Genomic DNA, 18,942 nt, shown 5'->3' with positions numbered 1-18,942 from the left:
CCACAGCGTACGGGTGCTCGTGAGCGTCCGGGCGGGCGATCCTTGCACGGGTGCCGGGCGCAGGGCTCGGGTTCTGCCGCACCAGTTTCTGACGGTCCGTCGGGAAATGCCCTGCTGTCGATCAGTCGAGCGGCGGCAGTTGGTCCGCGCCGGGTGGCTCGGCGCCCGCGACGGCGCAGGTCAGCGCCGCTACTGCGGCTGCGAACCGACAGGCCTCGGCGACCTGGTCGAGGGTCGGGCCGGTCAGCCGGCCGCCCAGCAGCCCGCGTCGTTCCAGGTGGTGCAGCAGTCCTCCGGTGAACGCGTCGCCGGCTCCCACGGTGTCGACGACCCGTGTACGAACGGCTGGAACGCGCACCCGCTCGCCGTCCAGTGAGGCCAGCGCGCCGTCCTCGCCGAGGGTCAGCACCACCAGCCGAACGCCCTGCATATGCCAGGTGTCGCAGGCCTGCTCGGGGTCGGTGCCCGGGCTCAGCAGGGCCAGGTCGTCGGCGGAGAGACGCAGCACGTCGGCGAGCGCGCACCAGCGCGCGATGCGCTCCCGGTAGCGCTCGGGGTCGACCAGCAGCGGGCGGAGGTTGGGGTCGATCGAGATGGTGGCGTGCGCTCCGGCGCGGGCCAGGAACTCCTCCACCACCTGTCCGCCGGGGGCGCGCACCAGCGCGAGTGAGCCGGTGTGCACGGCGTGCGTGCCGGTGAGGTCGACCGCCGCCAGCTCCGACGGCTGCCACTGCCAGTCGGCGGTGCCCTCGGCGTGGAAGGAGTAGCCCGCCCGGCCCTGCGGGTCGAGCGCGGCGATCGCCAGCGTGGACGGCTCGGCGGCCGCCGGGCAGTCGGCCAGGTCCACCCCCGCGGCGGTCAGCCGCTCGCGGAAGAGCGCGCCGAACGGGTCGGTCGAGAGCCGGGCGAGCAGCCGGGTGCGGGTGCCGAGGCGGGCCAGCGCGGTGGCGGTGTTGGCCGGGCCGCCGCCGGGCAGGACCCGCAGCCCGAGTTCGCCGGGCGCGCCCGGCTGCACGAAGGCGTCGGCGACACACTCGCCGAGCACGGTGATGCTCAACTTTCCCCCGCGTTATGAGTGAGTGGCGTGCTCCGCCGAGGCCTGCGCGGTCTCCACCGAGCGGTGCAGGTCGGTGGTGGCGTCCAGGGTGGCGGTCGCGGTGACGGCCAGGCAGGCCGCCAGCGCCAGGGCCGCCGCCGCCCGGCGCCGTCCGCCGGTGCCCGGGTGCGGCGAGAGCAGCGCGGCGACCCGCCGGGGCACCGGGCCGGCCGCCGCGGCCGGGGCCAGGAACGGGCGGGCCGGACGCGGCGCGCGGGCGGCGGCCAGCGCGGCCCGGCCCACCGCGCGGGCGGTCACCGCCCGGTCGCCGACGGCGCGCGCCGCGCACTCGTCCGCCCAGCGCTCCAGGTGGAAGCCGAGCGGGGCGCGCAGCTGGCGCAGCGCGGGGTGGATCACCGCGGCGTAGGCGGCGGCGGCCAGGAAGAGGTGGTGGCGGCAGGTCAGGTGCGCTCGCTCGTGGGCGAGCAGCGCGGCCCGCTCGGGGGCCGGCAGGGCCCGCAGCATCCCGGCGGTGACCACGATCCGGCCCGGGCGCCCGGGCAGCGCGTAGGCGTCGGCGCGGTCGTCGTCCAGTACGGCGAGCGGGTGGTCGTCCAGGGCGACCAGCTCGCGCAGTGCGCGGCGCAGCTGGACGCGCAGCGGCAGCCGGGCCGCTCGGGTCGGCGGTGCGTCCTCGATCGCGCTTCCGGCGACGGCCGCGCGGGCCCGGCGCAGCTCGCGGACCTGGAGGTGTGCGGTGCGCAGCGCCAGCGCGACGGCCGCCAGCAGGGCGGCGGCGGCCGGGCCGGCCAGTAGCTCGGCGGCCGGCGAGGCGTGGCTGAGCCAGGGCAGCGAGAGGTGCCCGAGGGCGGCGACCAGCGGGATCCGGAGCAGCCCGGCGACTGCGAGCAGCCCGAGCGAGACGGTGCTGGCGGCGGCCAGCGCCACCGTCGTGGTGGTCAGCACCCAGGCGGCCGCGCGCGGGTGCAGTGCGTCGGCCAGCTTGCGGGCGGCCGGTGCGGCGAGGAAGGGGACCAGGAACGGGGCCCAGACGGCGAAGATCACGGACCGTTGACCTCCCGGGTGTCGGGCTGCTCGCCCAGCAGCTCGCGCAGCAGCCGCTCGTCGTCGTCGGAGAGGTCGGAGACGAAGCGGGCCAGCACGGTCGAGCGGTCCTCCTCGCGGTCCAGCTCGGTGCGCATCCGGCGGGCGGCCAGGCCTGCGGGGTCCCGCACGGTGGGGGTGTAGGCGTACGCGCGGCCGACTCGCGTCCGCGCCACCGTCCCCTTGTCGTGCAGGCGGGCCAGGATGGTGGCGATGGTGGTGCGGGCCAGGTCGCCGCCGAGGGCGAGCTGGACGTCCTGCGGGGTGAGCGGCTGGTGGGCGGCCCAGAGCGCGGCGAGCACCTGGGCCTCCAGCTCTCCGGACGGGCGGCGCGCGGCGGGCACTTCTGGCATGTCGACGTGACCTCCAGTCGTCGTCTACAGTCGTGTAGACCGTCTACGTCACTGTAGACGGTCGGGGCGCCCTTCCGCAGGACCGCCTCCACCAGTATGGGAGGTCCGCCAACCTTGCCTTCGTCCACCCTTCTCGCGGTCAACGTGCTCGACGCCTCGTCGTTGCTCTCCGCCTTCGGAGCGCTCGGCATCGCCGTCGTCCTGTTCGCCGAGACCGGCCTGCTGGTCGGCTTCTTCCTGCCGGGCGACTCGCTGCTCTTCACCGCCGGGCTGCTCTGCGTCCCCGGCGCGATGAGCGGACCCCAGCTGCACCTGTGGCAGGTGATCCCGGCCGCGCTGGTCGGCGCACTGGCCGGTGCCCAGGTCGGCTACGTGATCGGCGCACGCGGCGGCCGTCCGCTGCTCCAGCGCTCGAAGCGCAGGAGCCTCCAGCACGGCGTCGAGCGGGCCGAGGAGATCCTGGCCAAGTACGGCTACGGCAAGGCCATCGTGCTCGCCCGCTTCATCCCGGTGGTGCGCACGGTGCTCAACCCGCTGGCCGGTGTGCTGGAGGTGCCGGTGCGCACCTTCACGTTCTGGCAGGTGCTGGGCGGCACGATCTGGTCGGTCGGCGTCGTGATGGCCGGCTACGGGCTCGGATCGACTGTTCCCAGTATCGACACTTATCTGCTACCCATCATTGGTCTGGTAGTAGTTGTGTCCGTGATCCCGATTGCTCTCGAATTGCTCCGCGCCCGCAAGGCGGCCCGCGCCGAAGGCCATGACCGCCAGGGCGGGGGCGACAAGCGATGACGCTCCGTACCCTGCTCGCCTACGACGGCAGCGGCATCGACGGCGGCCTCTACACCACCGTCACCCACTGGGCGGCCGACGCGCCGAACTGGCTGGACCAGATCATCAAGGCCTGGTCCAACGTCGGCCTGGGCGTCTTCGCCCTCTTCATGCTCTGGGCCTGGTGGCAGGCCAGGGCGGCCGACTCGGTGGTGATGGCCCGGGTGCTGGCCTCGCCGCTGGTCGTGGTGGCGGCCTATGTCGTCAACTCGGTCCTCAAGAGCCTGGTCCACGAGGTCCGGCCGTGCCAGCAGATCGCCGGCAGCGTGCCGCTGGACCCCTGCCCGGCCGTCGGTGACTGGTCCTTCCCCAGCAACCACACGGTGATCGCCTTCTCGGCGGCCGTGGCGCTCTGGTTCGCCTACCGGCGACTTGCCTGGATCGCGCTGCTCGCCGCTGTGCTGATGGGCGCCTCCCGGGTCTGGGTGGGCGTGCACTACCCGCACGACGTGCTGGTCGGCATGCTGGTCGGCGTGCTGGTCGCGATCCCGCTGGCGCTGGCGGCCGGACGGGCCGCGCCGCTGGTGGAACGGGCGCGCGCTGGGGCGCTGGGCCCGTTCCTGGGAGCTGGTCCGGCCGTCGCGGTGGCCCAGGGCCGCTGACACATCCGGTTGAACCGGGTCGGTTCCGCTACGGCGGACCGGCCCGGTTCTGTCGTTTCCGGAGGCCTGTTGAGTCGATGTTGTCTGTACAACTTGGCGAGTGTTGGCCTGGACGTCGCCGTCCGGTCACCCTTCGGCAACCCGCGCCACGCAGCCTGGTCGCCATGAGAGTCATTGTCGTAGGAGCCGGCGTCCTCGGAACCATGCACGCCTGGCAGGCCGTCGAGCGCGGTCATGAGGTCGTCCACCTGGAGCGCGAGGCCGAGGCGCGCGGCGCCTCCGTTCGCAACTTCGGACTGGTGTGGGTCAGCGGGCGCTCCGGCGGCGAGGAGCTGGCCACCGCGCTGCGGGCGCGCGAGCTGTGGGAGCGGATCGGCGAGAAGGTGCCGGCGCTGGGGTTCCGCGCGGCCGGGTCGCTGACGGCGATCCGCACCGAGGCCGAACTCGCCGTCGCCGAGCAGGCGCTGCTGCGCGAGGACGCCGAGGCCCGCGGGTTCAAGCTGCTGGACGCGGCCGAGACGCGCGCCGTCAACCCCGCGCTGCGCGGCAAGCTGCTCGGCGCGCTCTGGTGCGAGCGGGACGGCGCGGTCGAGCCGCGCACCGCCCAGCCCGCGCTGCGCGAGGCGCTGCTGGCCAGCGGCCGCTACACCTTCCTGCCCGGGCGCGAGGTGCGCGAGGTGGTCGGCGAGAACGCGGTCCGCGACGACCACGGCCAGGTCCACACCGGTGACGTCGTGCTGCTCTGCACCGGCGCCTGGCTGGGCGGCCTGGTCCGCGAGCTGGTACCCGAGCTGCCGGTGCGCCGGGTCCGGCTGCAGATGATGCAGACCGACCCGCTGGACGAGCCGCTGACCACCGCCGTCGCCGACGGCGACAGCTTCCGCTACTACCCCGCCTTCGCCGGTGACGCGCTGGAGCAGCTGAAGGCCGCCCAGCCGCAGCCGCCGGTGGCCGCCGAGCACAAGATGCAGCTCCTGATGGTCCAGCGCCGCGACGGCGGGCTCACCATCGGCGACACCCACGAGTACGAGCACCCGTTCTCCTTCGACGTGGACGAGGAGCCGTACGAGCACCTGGCGGGCGTGGCGGAGGAGCTGCTCGGCCGGCCGCTGCCGCGGATCCGCCGCCGCTGGGCCGGGGTGTACGCGCAGTGCACCGACACCACCCGAGTGGTGCACCGCGAGCAGGTCCGCGACGGCGTCTGGCTGGTCACCGGCCCGGGCGGGCGCGGTATGACCTGCTCGCCGGCGATCGCCGAGACCACCGCCGAACTCATCAACCTGTAAGGGCAGTCACCATCATGAGCAGCACTGACATCCGCCTGGTCGTCCTGGACATGGCCGGCACCACCGTGGCCGACGACGGTCTCGTCGAGCGCGCCTTCCAGGCCGCCTCCGACGCGCTGGGCGTCGAGGCCGGCAGCCCCGAGCACCAGCGCATGCTGGAGCACGTCCGGGCCACCATGGGCGAGTCCAAGATCTCCGTCTTCCGCCACCTGTTCGGCGCCGAGGAGCGCGCCCAGCAGGCCAACGTGGCCTTCGAGGCCGCCTACCACGACCTGGTCGACGCCGGGCACTGCGAGGCGCTGCCGGGCGCGGCCGAGGCGATCGCCGAACTGCGGGCGCAGGGCCGCAAGGTGGTCCTCACCACCGGCTTCTCCCGGGCGACCCAGGACCAGATCCTCAAGGCACTGAACTGGCAGCAGATCGCCGACCTGTCGCTCTGCCCGGCCGACGCCGGCCGCGGCCGCCCGTACCCGGACCTCGCGCTCACCGCGCTGCTGCGCACCGGGACCGACTCGGTCCACCAGATGGCGGTGGCCGGTGACACCGGCTACGACATGCTGACCGGCGTCCGGGCCGGCGCCGCCGTGGTGGCGGGCGTCCTCACCGGCGCGCACGACGCCGAGCGGCTGCGCGCCGACGGCGCCACCCACGTGCTGGCCTCGATCGCGGAACTCCCGGCGCTGCTGGCGCAGTAGCCCGTTCGGTCGGTGCCCGGGGCGGTGGTCGCCCCGGGCACCGCTGCTCGCAAGGGCTGCCGCAATTCGCAAGCCTGTTCCGATAATTGGGGTTCGGGTTCGCCCGGACGAGCCGTCAGCGTTCGCCGCCGGGTGCGTCGGGGGACGTGAGAATGTAGGCCCGCCCCGAGTATCTGGAGTCAGGCCATGGCAGCTGATGCATGCAGTGCTACGGAACCGGAGGGCGCCCGGATCCCGTTGCCGTCTCCCGGGCGGGCAGCGTCCCCGGGTGCGGGTGAACGCGGGATCGAGGAACGGGACTTCAGCTTCGACGGCTTCCGCTACCGCTGCCGCCTGGTGCACCAGAGCGCCCCGCGGACCGAGCCGGTACTCATCCTCGGCGGCTCCTCCCAGGACCTCTACTCCTGGCTGCGCTACGAGAAGCGCCTCGGCCCGCTGGCGACGGTGATCACCGTCGACCTTCCCGGCTACGGCAGTGCCGACTTCCTGCCCGCGAAGTACGGGATCGACTTCCTGGCCGCGACCGTCCGCCACCTGCTGGCGGAACTCGCCATCCCGCGGATCAACCTGGTGGCCGTCTGCTACGGCGGCGCGATCGGGCTGCGCTTCCTCCAGCACTACCCCGAACTGGTCGAGCGGCTGGCCCTGGTCGGCATGACCGCGCGCATCCCGGACGACTACACCGAGGCGATGGAGCGCTGGGCGGGCATGATCGAACGGGGTGACACCGCCCCGATCGCGCGCGAGCTGACCGACCGCTTCATGTCCCCGCCGGGCACCGGGCCGGTCCGGCGCCACGCGGCCGTCGCCCGGCTGGTCTACCAGCAGATCGCCGGCCAGAACGCCGAGCAGATGCGCATGTCGGCCGAGCACAACACCCGCCTGATGCGCCACGAGTGGTACCGGCCCGAGCCGATCACCGCGCTGCCGAGCGTGGTGGTGACCGGCGAGTACGACACCCTCTGCACGCCGGTGATGGGACGCCAGATGGCCTCCCAGCTCGCCGACGCGCGCTTTCTGACCATCACCGAGTCCGACCACCTGGCCCCCGTCGAGCGGCCCGACGACCTCGCCGACCTGCTCGCCCGCTTCTGCACCGGCCAGTCGATCGACGAACTCCCGTACACCAATCCGGTCGAGCGCCTCGGCACCCTGCTGCGGCCCGAACTCCTGCATTCCTGAACCACGTTGACGAGGGGACCGCTATGTGCGGGATCGCCGGATGGATCTCCTTCGACCGGGACCTGAGCGCCCGGACCGAGGAGATCGCCGCCATGACCGCCTCGCTGGCCCCGCGCGGGCCGGACGCCGGCGGGCTGTGGAACGGGCCGCACGCCGCCCTCGGCCACCGCCGGCTGGCCGTCATCGACCCGGACGGCGGCGCCCAGCCGATGACCGCCGAGCAGGACGGCCGCACGCTGCTCGTGCTCAGCTACAGCGGCGAGGTCTACAACCACCAGGAGCTGCGGGCCGAACTGCGCTCCCTGGGCCACCACTTCCGCACCCGCAGCGACACCGAGGTGGTGCTGCGGGCCTTCCTGGAGTGGGGGCACTCCTGTGTCACCCGGCTGAACGGCATGTACGCCTTCGCCCTGTGGGACCCGCGGGCCCAGGAACTGCTGCTGGTCCGCGACCGGTTGGGCATCAAGCCGCTCTACTACCATCCCACCGCCGACGGCGTGCTGTTCGGCTCCGAGCCCAAGGCGGTGCTGGCCCACCCCGAGGTCGAGGCCGCCGTCGACCTCGACGGGCTGCGCGAACTCCTCGGGTTCACCGTGACCCCCGGCCGGGCCGTCTACCGCGGGATGCGCCAAGTCCGGCCCGGGCACACCGTCCTGGTCACCCGCGCAGGCCTGCGCGAGCAGCCGTACTGGGAGTTGGAGGCCCGCGAGCACACCGACGACCTGGACACCACGGTGGCCACCGTGCGCGCGCTGCTGGAGGACATCGTGGCCCGGCAGCTGGTGGCCGACGTCCCGCTGAGCACGCTGCTCTCCGGCGGCCTCGACTCCAGCGTCATCACCGCGCTGGCCGCCCGGCACCTGTACCGGCAGGGCGGCGGCCAACTGCGGTCGTTCGCCCTGGACTTCGTCCAGCACACCGAGAACTTCACCCCCGACCCGCAGCGCGCCAGCCCCGACGGCCCGTACGCCCGCGCGCTGGCCGCCCACGCCGGGACCCTGCACAGCGAAGCCGTCCTGGACACCGCCGCGCTCACCGACCCGCGGCACTGGGACGCGGTGATCCGCGCCCGCGACCTGCCGATCGGGCTCGGTGACAGTGACACCTCGCTCTACCTGCTGTTCCAACAGGTCCGGCAGCACTCCACGGTGGCCCTCTCCGGCGAGGCCGCCGACGAACTCTTCGGCGGCTACTGGTGGTTCCACCACCCCCAGGTCACCGCCGCCGCCGACTTCCCCTGGCTGGCCGCCCTGCGGCTGGCCTCGCCGCCGGGCACCGCTCCGCGCGAGGCGTTCCTCGCCCCGGGTCTGCTGCGCGAACTCGACCTCGACGGCTACCGCGCCGCGCGCTACCGCGAGGCGCTGCGGGCCGTACCGCGCCTGGAGGGCGAGTCGGCCCCCGAGCGCCGGATGCGCGAGTTCTGCCACCTGCACCTCACCCGGTCGGTGCCCTTCCTGCTCGACCGCAAGGACCGGCTCAGCATGGCCTGCGGGCTGGAGGTCCGGGTGCCGTTCTGCGACCACCGCCTCGTGGAGTACGCCTTCAACACCCCCTGGTCGATGAAGACCTTCGACGGGCGGGAGAAGAGCCTGCTGCGCGCTGCCGCCGCCGACCTGCTGCCCGCGGCGGTGGCCGAGCGGGTGAAGAGCCCCTACCCGCTGACCCAGGACCCTGGCTACGCAAGGACGCTGCGCCAGGGCCTGGGCGCGGTCCTGGACCGCGCAGACTCCCCGCTGCACGCGCTCCTCGACGTCGAGGCCGTCCGGCTGGCCGTCAAGGACGAGGGTGCGGCCGAGAGTTCGCGGCAGGCAGCCGAACTGGTGCTGGCCATGGACTCCTGGCTGCGGCAGTACCCGGTGCGCCTGGAGCTGTGAGGCGTTGTCCCCATCCCCGTGATCGTTGTACGTTGTTCGTCAACCGTCAGCTTCAGGGGGAGAACCATGTCCGTCGACGCTCCGCTGCGCCTCGCCGTCATACTCGGCAGCAACCGCGAGGGCCGTTTCGGCCCCATCGTGGCCCGTTGGTTCACTCGCTTCGCCGAGCAGCGCGGCGACTTCAAGATCGACTTCATCGACCTGGGCGACCTCGGCGAGCACCCGCTGCCCGCCATCATGGGCGGCACCCACGCACCCGAGCAGGCGGCCGTGCTCGCCGACCTCACGGCGCGGCTCGCCGACGCCGAGGCCTTCGTGGTGGTGACCCCCGAGTACAACCACAGCTTCCCCGCCGCGCTCAAGCACGCCATCGACCTGCACAACGTCCAGTGGCACGCCAAGCCGGTCGGGTTCGTCTCGTACGGCGGCCTCGGCGGCGGCCTGCGCGCCGTCGAGCAGCTGCGGCTGATCTTCGCCGAGCTGCACGCCATGACCGTGCGGGACAGCGTCAGCTTCCACTCCGTGTGGGAGCGCTTCGACGCGCAGGGCGAGCTGGTCGACTCCACCGTCGCGGAGGGCGCCGCCACCGGCATGCTGAACCAGCTGACCTGGTGGGGCGAGGCGCTGCGGCAGGCCCGGGCCGAGCAGCCGTACGGCAAGTGAGTGCTGGGGCGAATCACTCCTGACGATCTATCAAAACATGATCATTCTCAGTAGCATGCGGCCATGACTGAGACCGACGGAGAGATCGACCTCACCGACACCATCTTCATCATCGTCAAGTCCGACCTGCCCATCGGCCAGCTGCCGCTGACGGCGGGCAACACGGGCGAGGAGTACGAGTTCGGCGGGGGGTGGCGGATGCTCGAATCGAAGCTCGACGTCCCCGGCGCCATGGACGTCATCGCCCAGACCATGTCCCGGGACACCAAGGGCCCCGCGATCGCTGCCTACGCGAGCGCCAAGGGCTACCTGTACATGGTGTTCTGCGAGAAGGGGAAGACGGTCACCACCGTCCTCAACGGCTCCCACGAGGCGATCGCCGCCGGATTCGTCACCAAGTACAAGCACCACCCGCTGGTCGCCGTCGGAGCCGGGTCCGGCTTCGCCAAGAAGGGCGGCCTGAAGAGCAACTACGACGCCCTGAAGGCCGCCGCCGCCCGCGACGCCATCCCCGGGGTGCACGGCGACAAGCTGCTGCTCACCTGGCTGGTCGGCGTCGGCCTGCCCAACTGCCACGACATCGACCCGTACTGGAACGAGATCGGCGACGGCGCGATCGCGCAGCGGCAGGCCTTCTGGCGGCCCGACATCGAGATCGACATCAACCTCTGAGAGCTGGTGGCTCATGCTGCTGCGGGTGGTGTTCGCGTTGGCCGGAACGGCCGTGATGGGCCTCGGGTTGCTCCTGGCCTGGGACTACCGCGGAATCAGCACCAGGATGAAGGCGCAGGCGGACGCGTCGCGGCAACGCGGGGGCTTGCGGGGCATGTTCGGCCCGGACTCCGGAGACCCGCGCCAGGTGGGGTGGGGAGTGGTGCTGGGGGGCTTGGTCTTCGTCATCGCCGCCGTCTTCGGGCAGCGGAGCTGAGCCGGCCCGGCCCTTTCCGCTGGGGTGTGGGAAGGGCAGGGCCGACTCAGCGCGCTGTGCGTCAGGAGCTGTGGGCCGTGCCCGCGTAGCGCCGGGCGAAGCGGGTGCCGGTGCCGGCGGTGACGGTGACGTCGTAGTGGCCGGTGGCGTCGAGCGGCCAGTCGATCTTCGTGGTGCGACCGGAGTCGACCCAGACGGTCTGAACGGTGCCGGCGAAGTCGTTCGGGCTCGCGGTGAAACTGACCGGGCCCTCACCGTCGTTGGCGAGGATCAGGCGGATCGTCCTGGGGTCGCGCAGGTCGGCGCTGACGATCGGGACGGGGACGTCCTCCTGCTCCAGCCGGGTCACCGTGCCGGCGAAGGCGGCGACGAAGCCGTCGGGGCCGTGCACGGTGAAGTCGTAGCGGCCGTCGGTGGTGGAGGCGTCCCAGACGTAGGTCCGACTGGCGCCGGCCGGCACGGTGAACGGGGTGCCGGCGAACGGCTGCGCGATGTTCGGGTAGACCGTGAAGTGGTAGCCCGCCGAACCGAAGTTGGTCAGTGTGCAGGTCACCTTGCCGCTCTCGCGGTCCACGTCCACGTCCGCCCACGGGCGGTACGGCAGCGGCCGGTGCGGGCGGGTGCCGCTCTCCTGGACGGGCAGTGACTGAGCACCCGGCGCGGGCAGCGCGACGGGCGGCAGCGAGGCGCCGGCGTCGGCCTTGGCCATCAGGGCGTTGGTGTCGGGCAGGGCGGGGATCGAGTAGTCGGGCTTCGTGAAGTCGAAGCAGCTGGTGAGGTCGCCGCAGACGGTCCGGCGCCACTGCGAGATGTTCGGCTCCTGGACGCCGGTCACCACCTCCAGGAAGCGCAGGACCGACGTGTGGTCGAAGACCTGCGAGTTGACGTACCCGCCGCGCGACCAGGGCGAGGCGACCCAGAGCGGCACCCGGTTGCCCAGGCCGATCGCCCGGCCCTGGGTGAACTCCTCGGCGGTGCCGGGCTCGGGGGTGGGCGGCACCATGTGGTCGAAGTAGCCGTCGTTCTCGTCGTACATCACCAGGAAGACGGTGTGCTTCCACACCTCCGGGTTCGACATCAGCGACTGCAGCGCCGAGTTGACCCACCAGGCGCCGTAGTCCGGGCTGGCGTTGGGGTGTTCGCAGAACAGGTACGGCGCGACCATCCAGGAGACGGTCGGCAGCGTGCCCGCCCTGCAGTCCGCGTCGAAGGCGGTGAGGTCGAACTTGGTCATCGCGTTGATGTAACGCGGGTCCGTGGTCGGGAAGTTGTGGAACTGCTTGAAGTACGACAGGGCGTTGTCGTCGTAGTCGCCGGTGCGGTCGTCCTCGCTGGGGTTGTGGTAGACCCGCCAGCTGATCTTCGCGGCCTCCAGGCGCTCGGCGTACGTCGTCCAGTCGGCGACCGGGTTCTGCGTCACCGGGGTGTTGTCGATCCACGGACCGGTGGTGCCGTCCCTGCCCGGTCCCGAGGTGCCGGTCCACAGGTAGAGCCGGTTGGGGTCGGTGGGGCCGGCCAGCGAGCAGAAGTACGCGTCGCACAGCGTGAACGCGTCGGCCAGCGCGTACTGGTAAGGGATGTCGGCGCGGGTGAAGTAGCCCATGGTGCGCTCGCCCTTGGCGGCCACCCACTTGTTCATCGCGCCGTTGTTGATCGCCTGGTGGCCGGTCGCCCAGTCGTGCGCGAGGCCGCCCGCGTTCTGCGCGTTGTACCTGGTTGTGTCCATCCGGTACGGCAGCATCGCGCCGCCGTCGCTGCGCCCGGCGTCGGGCTGGCGGAACACCGAGTCGCCGTTGGGGAAGCGCAGCGCCTGCTTGTCGCCAAAGCCGCGCACGCCGTTCAGCGAGCCGAAGTAGTGGTCGAAGCTGCGGTTCTCCTGCATCAGGATGACCACGTGCTTGACGTCGGCTATGCCTGAAGTCTTGGGGGAGTTGGCCTCGGCGGTGGTGGGCAGGCCGACGACGGCGGCGGCTCCGGCCGCTGCCGCGGCGCCCACGAAGGTACGGCGGTTGAGCTCGGACATGTCGGGGCCTCTCAGAGGGTGAAGGTGGCGACGGCGGCGGCGGTGTCCGAAGGCCAGCCGTTGGCAGAAGAGTTGGGGTCGGCGGCGGGCCAGCCGGTGACCAGCGTGTGCGCCTCGACCAGCTCCAGCCGGCCGGAGTACTGCACGTAGTCGATCCGGTCCTGCGGCTCGGGCTTGCTGCCCCGCACCTTGCGGATCGGCGACCAGGTGTTGCCGGGGATCCTCGCCGGGTCCGGGTGGTCCTCGCGGAAGGCGTCGGTCAGCCCGGCGGCCTGAAGTGCCTCCGTGACCGGCCAGTTGAGCTGGGTGCCGCGGGCCGCGACGGTCCAGTCCAGGTGCGAGGGCGAGGACAGTTCGCCGGCCAGGATCACCGGGACCTTGCCCGCCAGATCGGCCTTCATCGCGGCCAGCAGCGCCTGGGTCTGCTGGTAGCGCAGCGAGGCGCTCTCGGCGGCGGTCACCTGGGCGGCACTCTGACCGTCCTGGAAGGCGTACGGGCCATAGGAGTTCTCGTCCAGGTGCGCGGCCCAGACGCGGACGCTGCGGCCGCCCGGCAGCTGCACGGTGGCGCCGGCGGCGGGCAGCGCGGCGGTCACCGGGGTGACGGCGGTGAGCGGGTAGCGGCTCAACAGGCCTACGCTGCCCGGGCTCTGGTAGGCGTACCAGCCGAGTGCGTCGGCGAGCAGCGTGGCGTTGGTGCCGGCGGTCTCCTGGAGCGCGAGCACGTCCAGGCCCTCGACCAGGATCACCCGCAGCTGCTTCTCCAGGGCGTCGGTGCTGTGCGTGCCGGCGTCCCAGAGGTTCCAACTGGCCACCTTGAGCGTCTGCTTGGCCTGGGCCTTCGGGTCGACGACCGGGACCTGCACGGTGACGGTGTCCGTGGCGCCCGTGCTGTCCTTGACGGCGACGGTGAGCACGGCCGGCCGCGAGAGCGGCGAGCTGGGCGCGGTGCCGGTGACGGTCCCGTCGGCGGCCACGTTCAGCCAGGAGCTCGCGCCGACCCGGCGGAACGTCGCGCTGCCCGCCGGGTTGCCGGCCGGCCGCGACCACAGGCCGCCGAGCTTGACGCTGACCGCGCCGCCGGGGGCGACCTGCGTGCTGGTCAGCGCGTCCACCGCACTGTGCGGCGGGGTCACCGCGGGCTTCGGCTGGAAGCTGAACGGCGCGCTCTGGGCCAGGATTCCGTAGCCGTCCTTGGCGAGCAGGTAGGCGGTGTACGGGCCGCCGGTCAGCGCCGAGGTGTCGAGCGTGAGGTCGCCCGAGGCGCCGGGGGTGTACTGCCAGAGCAGCGAGGAGCCGGTACCGGGCTGCCGGGTGCCGTCGTAGATCCCGACCCAGTTCTTGGCGTCGGTGGCATCGGTGGTCCAGTGGAAGGAGAGCTTCTCGCCTTCGGTGAGACTGCCGGGGGTGGTCAGGGTGAGGGAGCTGCCGGAGGCCACGGGGTTCCTGTCCGCCAGGGGCTGGGTGAGGGGAGTTGGCTGAACAACTATGTCCTCATTCATCCGGCCGCTGACGGACTTCACATGAACAGCGCATGGCCTGGGGTCGGGAATCCGCCAAACTCGCTGACGGGCAACCAGCTACCGTGCAGTAGTCGGGTGGCACCGGCGGCACGCGCAGGGAGGCCAGGTGAGGGTGTTGCGGATCTCCCAGGGCGACGAGTGGCGCACGGCTGCCTCGGGCCGCAGCTCCACCCGCTGCCCGGCCGCGGTGACCCGGTAGACCCGCAGTGTCATCCGGCTCACCGGCTCAGCTCCCCTGGCAGATCGGGCAGTTCGGCCAGCCGAGCGGACAGGGCTGGGGCCGGCGCTTCCACCAGGCCCATGGTGCGCTCAACTCTGCTGCTGCGCACGTGCGTTCAATCCGTCGCGGAGCAGCGCGGTGATGGCGGCCACCACGTCGGGCCGGGCCCGCCCGAGTTCGATCAGGACCGTCCCGGTGAACCCGGACACGGTGTCCAGCCCGAGCGAGGGCAGCGTGATCCCGGCCGCGCGCAGGACCGCGAGCAGGTCCTCCAGGGCGCGCAGCGCCTCCTCGCGCAGCTGGGCCGTGATCGCGGCCAATCTTGAATCATTGCTGGGGGTGTTCATCACCCGCTCCTTTCGTAGCTTTCTGCTACCAAGCATCGGCAGTGCGTAGTAGCTTGAAAAGATCGATCTCGTGACAGCGATTCGCGTCACGGATCCGGACGAGAGGTGGGGACATGGCACCACGGCGTTCGAGCGAACACCCCCCGCTGACCCCGGAGGCCTGGGGCTGGCTACTGCGCGACTGGCGCGAGCGCCGGGGCTGGACGAGCGCCGCCCTGGCGCGCCAAGTGCCGTGCGATGCCTCGCTGTTGTCCCGCTTCGAGGCGGCGGAACGGGTGCCGCGCCTGGAGTACGTCGAGCGGCTGGACGAGGTGCTGCTGGCGGACGGCGCGCTGGTGCGGGCGTGGAAGGACGTGGACTGGCAGCGGGAGGTGGTGCACCCGGACTGGTTCAAGCTGTACGCGCGGCTGGAGGCGCAAGCGGAGCTGATCCGGGGATACCACGTCGAGCGCATCTCCGGTCTGTTGCAGACCCCGGCCTACGCCCGAACGCTCTTCAGGTTCGCTATGCCTGACGCCGACGATCGGGACATCGCCAACAGCGTCGCTGCCCGCATGAGCCGACAGAAGCGCTTCCTCGTACCGGGTGGGCCGCAGGTCGTGGCCATCCTCGACGAGGGCACGATTCGTAGCCACGTTGGCGGCAGGCTGGTGATGCGTGATCAGCTGGAACGCCTGCTCACGATCGGCGAGCGGCACCCCAACATCGTCATCCAGATCGCCCAGTTCGAGCTGGGCGAGCGCACTGGCATGGACGGTGGCGTGATCCTCCTGAGCCTGCCGCGCGGAGAGCAGTGGGGCTACTCGGAGAGTCTGAGCCGTGGCCATTTCGTCAGTGATCCAGAAGTCCTCATGGGGTACTCCCGGTTCTATGATCGGCTCAGGTCAGAGGTGCTGTCCGCACCGGACTCCGCCCGCCTGATTCGCCGCGTCATGAGAGGGCTCAGCAACGTGACCATCACCAGCCAAGCAGGGCCAGTCCAGTACCCGAACCGCAAGGCGGCTTGGCGGACCAGCAGTTACAGCCAGGGCAACGGCGGAGAGTGCGTTGAGGTGGCCCTCAACCTCGCCACCCCCGAGGGCGTGGTTCCCGTGCGCGACAGCAAGGACCGCCAGGGCCCCCAGCTGACGTTCACCCCCGCCGCCTGGTCCGCGTTCACCCACGCCGTCGCCACCGACGAGTTCGGCACCGTCTGAGCACGTGCGCACCCTGGTCCGGCCTGCCCTCACGGCGGGCAGGGCCGGCCGCTTCGGTGCCCCAGCAGCCCGCAGGTGAACACCAGTCACGTGGCCGCCCTACCCCCGCAACTGCCAGTCGTTCGCCGGCCGGTCCAGCCACGCCCGGTGGCTGCCGTCGGGGACCACCGTCATCCCGAACCGCGCGGGACCTGGGCGGTCGTTCTCCACCCACCAGGCGTACGCCGCTTCGGCCTCGTCCCAGAGCCGGCGCGGACCGTACTGGTAGACGGTGAACCTGTCCTCCTCGCCCCCGTCGTGGTCCACGGCGGCCCAGGACGTGCCATCAGTGGTGGCCAGCCACAACCGGTCGTGCACGCCCTCGATGGGCGAGTCCTGCCAGGCGTGCCAGACATCGCCGAGGCGCATGCCGACGCTGAAACCTGCGTCACCCGCGACCACGCACCGGCGCGCAAGCGTCGTCTCCGACTGATCCGGAACGTGGTCCTCGGATACGACGTCCCGGAAGATCCGCAGGTCGGTGCGCTGCTGTCGGATCGTCATGAACGCGGAGTCCGGAGAGAACCGGCCCACCGCCGTGCCGTTCTCACCGACAGCGAGCCTGAGCAGCCCCCATGTCATCCACGGGTTGTCCCAGGGGGTGAGGATGACGCCGCCCGGTTTGGTCTGCTGGAGCACCGGGAGCGGGAGGCGGCGCACCGAGCAGGTGAACAGGACGCGGTCGTACGGCGCCCTGAGCTCCCACCCCCGGCTGCCGTCGGCACAGACGACTTCCGGGTGGCGACCGGCGTTGGCCAGACTGGTACGGGCCCCCGCGATCACCTCCGGATCCACCTCGATGCTGACCACGTTGGCGTCGCCGAGATGGTGGCACAGCAGGGCGCAGTTCCACCCGGTGCCCGTACCGATCTCCAGCGCCGTCATGCCGTCCTGGACGTCCAGGGCTTCGAGCATCTGGAGGACGATCGAGGGCGCGGACGCCGAGGAGGACGGCCACACCTCGCCGTCCTCCGGCTCCCGGCCGTCACAGACCTGCGTGACCACAGGTGCGTTGGCGTACGCGGCGGCGAACCACCCGGACGGGTTGTCCTGGAGGTCGCAGGGGATGTACGTGTCGTTGCCGTCGTTCAACCAGATCCGCTCCGGCAGGAATTGATGGCGAGGCGTGGCATGCGCGGCCTCGACCCACTCGGGGGCCACCGCGTGGCCGAGGGTGTCGCTGACGGCCTGGAGCAGGCCGCGCATGGCGGCCTGCTCCGGCTGGTGCTGGATGGTCGTCACTTGTGCTTGCCGCCGCCCTTGCCGGTTCCCCATCCCATGAGCTGTCTCCTCTAGATGTCGGTCTCTCCCGGGACGTCTCGGTTTCTCCGGGTGAGCCACCAAGCTAGAGGCAGCCGGGACCGCAAGCCATGGGCTTTCCCGTCACGGCAAGAACTGGTCCCGGATCTTCTCGGTCAAGCTCCGCATTTCGTCACCGTAGACGGCGACCGATGCGAACTGGTCGAACGTTCTCACGTATGTTCCGATGTCCTTCGGATCTCGCGTGGTGACCTCGGAGTGGAACGTTTCCACGATCACCAGGCGGTCGTCGTACAGGCTGAAACAGGTCATCGGAAAGTCTGGCATACGCCGGATCAGTGGAAGTACGCCGATAGCGACATTCGGCAGGCGCGAGAGTGAGATCAGGCGATCGAGCTGCGTTGCCATGACCAGTTGGTCGCAGATCAGCCATCGCAGGACATGTTCGCAGATCAGGAAATGAAAGGAGCCAGTAGGCTCGTAGAGGATCGCCTGCCGTTCTATCCGGGCAGCCACAGTCTTTGCTCTGGACTCAACCGATTGTCCGGGGAGAAGCGAGAAGACCGCCGACATGTATTCCGGCGTCTGGAGCAGGCCAGGGATCAGCTGGCCCTGAAAGATCCTGAGCACGGTTGTCTGCGCCTCGATGGCCTTGATCGCCTGTTGATGCTTCCACGACCCCATGCGGCGTAGTACTCGCCAGGCCGTCACTTCGGTAACCGCTGCCCTGGCCTGCGCCAGGAACGCGGCCTTGGCGTCCTCGGAGACGCCGAGGGCGGTCAATATCAGCTCGACGTCGGTGACGGTCGGCAGTGTTCGACCGTTCTCGATCTTGCTGAGCTTGCCGGACGACATGACAGCTCTACGGGCGACGACTTCACCGGTCAGTCCCGATGCTGTCCGAAGCGCCCGCAGGGCTTTTCCCAGGTCCAGATTGTCCTTCTCGGTCAAGCTTGCTGCTGCCAGTATTCGACGTAGGGGACGGCCAGCTTCCACGACGCGTCACGGTACGCCCGGTACTTCGGCAGGGATTCCTCGCCCAGTGGTTCGGCCCCCAGGAACTCGTCATCCTCGCCGTAGTGCATGCGGTAGACCCGGGCGTCGTCGAAGAGCCAGAAGTCGTGCTCCGGCAAACCGTCGATCTCGCGGTCGGCGAGGTCGATGATGCGGATGTCCTCGCCGGCCCTCACGTTTCCGACGTAGCCCCAGCCGAGTTCGAACCGGAGGTAGTCGTTGAGTGGGGACCGAAGGATGTGGACTCGTTGCAGGCGCTTGCCCGCTCCGGTCATCGACCGTACCCAAGGGCTGTCCTCCCAGTCCTCGGGCATGTCCGCGCCGTCGAGAAAGGCTTGGAACTCTTCGCGCTCACCCTCGACGTCGTAACGGTCTCTCGTCTCCATCTTGAAAGCCGACGACTCGAATGTCTGGAACAGTCGATTGAATTCGTCACCCGTGAGCAGCACCGAAGAACCCCTCCAGCAGTTCTGCTGTGACCTCCACGGCCGTCTCGTTCTCCGGGAGGCCGAGTTGGGCGAGGCGGTCGGCGTCGAGCACCTTGTAGCCCTGAACGATGTACCGCCCTTCCTCGGTGCGCCACAGTGTCGGGCACGGCCCCTCGCGGCAGTCGCTGACCAGCTTCTCCAGTGCCACGGACTTCCCCTCCTCGGTCGCGTCGCCTGTCCGGTCCGATGCTCCCGACTCGTCCGGCGCACCGTCAAGGACCGTGGCTTTCCAGGACGGGAAAGGTCGCCGAGGGAAGCTCAGGCGCGAGTGCGTGGTC

Annotated in this window: 21 protein-coding genes; 10 read left to right on the top strand and 11 right to left on the bottom strand. The window is 71.0% G+C overall.

Annotated features, from left to right (window positions below; translation table 11 throughout):
• Positions 1-121: 121 nt before the first annotated feature.
• From P3T37_RS19085 to P3T37_RS19075, 3 genes are read right to left on the bottom strand one after another with little or no spacing between them, the layout of a single operon-like run.
• Complete coding sequence (locus tag P3T37_RS19085) at positions 122-1,057, bottom strand: carbohydrate kinase (RefSeq protein ID WP_280724922.1); 936 nt, start codon at positions 1,055-1,057, stop codon at positions 122-124.
• A gap of 12 nt (positions 1,058-1,069) precedes the next feature.
• Entirely contained in the window at positions 1,070-2,101 is a 1,032-nt protein-coding gene (locus P3T37_RS19080) for a M48 family metalloprotease (protein WP_280724921.1), read from the bottom strand.
• Entirely contained in the window at positions 2,098-2,493 is a 396-nt protein-coding gene (locus tag P3T37_RS19075; RefSeq protein ID WP_280724920.1) for a BlaI/MecI/CopY family transcriptional regulator, read from the bottom strand. Before P3T37_RS19075 ends, P3T37_RS19080 begins: the two co-directional genes overlap by 4 nt.
• Positions 2,494-2,589: 96 nt before the next feature.
• Between P3T37_RS19075 and P3T37_RS19070 the strand changes: the two genes are divergently transcribed.
• The 9 genes from P3T37_RS19070 (at position 2,590) to P3T37_RS19030 (ending at position 10,554) form a co-directional block, all read left to right on the top strand.
• The gene (locus P3T37_RS19070) at positions 2,590-3,285 is read left to right on the top strand and encodes a DedA family protein (protein ID WP_280724919.1); all 696 of its coding nucleotides are present in this window, start codon (positions 2,590-2,592) and stop codon (positions 3,283-3,285) included.
• Positions 3,282-3,926, top strand: coding sequence for a phosphatase PAP2 family protein (locus P3T37_RS19065; RefSeq protein ID WP_280724918.1), 645 nt, complete (start codon positions 3,282-3,284; stop codon positions 3,924-3,926). Before P3T37_RS19070 ends, P3T37_RS19065 begins: the two co-directional genes overlap by 4 nt.
• 164 nt (positions 3,927-4,090) lie before the next feature.
• Entirely contained in the window at positions 4,091-5,212 is a 1,122-nt protein-coding gene (locus P3T37_RS19060) for a TIGR03364 family FAD-dependent oxidoreductase (RefSeq protein ID WP_280724917.1), read from the top strand.
• 14 nt (positions 5,213-5,226) lie between these two features.
• Positions 5,227-5,907: a phosphonatase-like hydrolase gene (locus tag P3T37_RS19055; RefSeq protein ID WP_280724916.1), complete on the top strand. Its 681-nt coding sequence runs from the start codon at positions 5,227-5,229 to the stop codon at positions 5,905-5,907.
• A 186-nt stretch (positions 5,908-6,093) separates the two neighbouring features.
• Positions 6,094-7,089 carry an alpha/beta hydrolase gene (locus P3T37_RS19050; protein WP_280724915.1) on the top strand — a complete coding sequence of 332 codons (996 nt, stop codon included), beginning with the start codon at positions 6,094-6,096 and terminating at the stop codon, positions 7,087-7,089.
• Between the two features lie 23 nt (positions 7,090-7,112).
• On the top strand, positions 7,113-8,963 hold the full coding sequence (asnB, locus tag P3T37_RS19045) for an asparagine synthase (glutamine-hydrolyzing) (protein ID WP_280724914.1): 1,851 nt from the start codon (positions 7,113-7,115) through the stop codon (positions 8,961-8,963).
• Between the two features lie 66 nt (positions 8,964-9,029).
• Positions 9,030-9,626, top strand: a complete 597-nt coding sequence (locus P3T37_RS19040) for an NAD(P)H-dependent oxidoreductase (protein ID WP_280724913.1) — start codon at positions 9,030-9,032, stop codon at positions 9,624-9,626.
• Between the two features lie 63 nt (positions 9,627-9,689).
• A complete protein-coding gene (locus P3T37_RS19035) occupies positions 9,690-10,298 on the top strand; it encodes a hypothetical protein (protein ID WP_280724912.1) in 609 nt (202 codons plus the stop codon).
• A 13-nt stretch (positions 10,299-10,311) separates the two neighbouring features.
• A complete protein-coding gene (locus tag P3T37_RS19030) occupies positions 10,312-10,554 on the top strand; it encodes a hypothetical protein (RefSeq protein WP_280724911.1) in 243 nt (80 codons plus the stop codon).
• Positions 10,555-10,615: 61 nt separating this feature from the next.
• Here P3T37_RS19030 and P3T37_RS19025 read toward each other — a convergent pair whose 3' ends face one another.
• From P3T37_RS19025 to P3T37_RS19010, 4 genes are all read right to left on the bottom strand, one after another.
• Positions 10,616-12,577, bottom strand: a complete 1,962-nt coding sequence (locus tag P3T37_RS19025; protein ID WP_280724910.1) for a phospholipase C, phosphocholine-specific — start codon at positions 12,575-12,577, stop codon at positions 10,616-10,618.
• 11 nt (positions 12,578-12,588) lie between these two features.
• Positions 12,589-14,016, bottom strand: coding sequence for an endonuclease/exonuclease/phosphatase family protein (locus tag P3T37_RS19020; RefSeq protein WP_280724909.1), 1,428 nt, complete (start codon positions 14,014-14,016; stop codon positions 12,589-12,591).
• A gap of 141 nt (positions 14,017-14,157) precedes the next feature.
• Positions 14,158-14,322 (bottom strand): hypothetical protein, encoded by a 165-nt coding sequence (locus P3T37_RS19015; RefSeq protein ID WP_280724908.1) that lies wholly within the window; start codon positions 14,320-14,322, stop codon positions 14,158-14,160.
• Between the two features lie 87 nt (positions 14,323-14,409).
• The gene (locus P3T37_RS19010) at positions 14,410-14,640 is read right to left on the bottom strand and encodes a hypothetical protein (RefSeq protein ID WP_280724907.1); all 231 of its coding nucleotides are present in this window, start codon (positions 14,638-14,640) and stop codon (positions 14,410-14,412) included.
• Positions 14,641-14,780: 140 nt separating this feature from the next.
• Between P3T37_RS19010 and P3T37_RS19005 the strand changes: the two genes are divergently transcribed.
• On the top strand, positions 14,781-15,863 hold the full coding sequence (locus P3T37_RS19005) for a Scr1 family TA system antitoxin-like transcriptional regulator (RefSeq protein ID WP_280724906.1): 1,083 nt from the start codon (positions 14,781-14,783) through the stop codon (positions 15,861-15,863).
• Positions 15,864-15,962: 99 nt separating this feature from the next.
• Here P3T37_RS19005 and P3T37_RS19000 read toward each other — a convergent pair whose 3' ends face one another.
• The 4 genes from P3T37_RS19000 to P3T37_RS18985 form a co-directional block, all read right to left on the bottom strand.
• Complete coding sequence (locus P3T37_RS19000) at positions 15,963-17,144, bottom strand: methyltransferase domain-containing protein (protein WP_280724905.1); 1,182 nt, start codon at positions 17,142-17,144, stop codon at positions 15,963-15,965.
• 141 nt (positions 17,145-17,285) lie between these two features.
• Entirely contained in the window at positions 17,286-18,113 is an 828-nt protein-coding gene (locus tag P3T37_RS18995; RefSeq protein ID WP_280724904.1) for a helix-turn-helix transcriptional regulator, read from the bottom strand.
• The gene (locus P3T37_RS18990; protein WP_280724903.1) at positions 18,110-18,625 is read right to left on the bottom strand and encodes a DUF6879 family protein; all 516 of its coding nucleotides are present in this window, start codon (positions 18,623-18,625) and stop codon (positions 18,110-18,112) included. Before P3T37_RS18990 ends, P3T37_RS18995 begins: the two co-directional genes overlap by 4 nt.
• On the bottom strand, positions 18,609-18,812 hold the full coding sequence (locus tag P3T37_RS18985; protein ID WP_280724902.1) for a hypothetical protein: 204 nt from the start codon (positions 18,810-18,812) through the stop codon (positions 18,609-18,611). The genes P3T37_RS18990 and P3T37_RS18985 overlap by 17 nt, the downstream gene beginning before the upstream one ends.
• Positions 18,813-18,942 lie beyond the last annotated feature (130 nt).

The organism is Kitasatospora sp. MAA4 (assembly GCF_029893355.1).
Classification (GTDB): Bacteria; Actinomycetota; Actinomycetes; order Streptomycetales; family Streptomycetaceae; genus Kitasatospora.
Note: the sequence above shows the minus strand (reverse complement) of the source record. Positions and strands in the feature narration are given on the sequence as shown.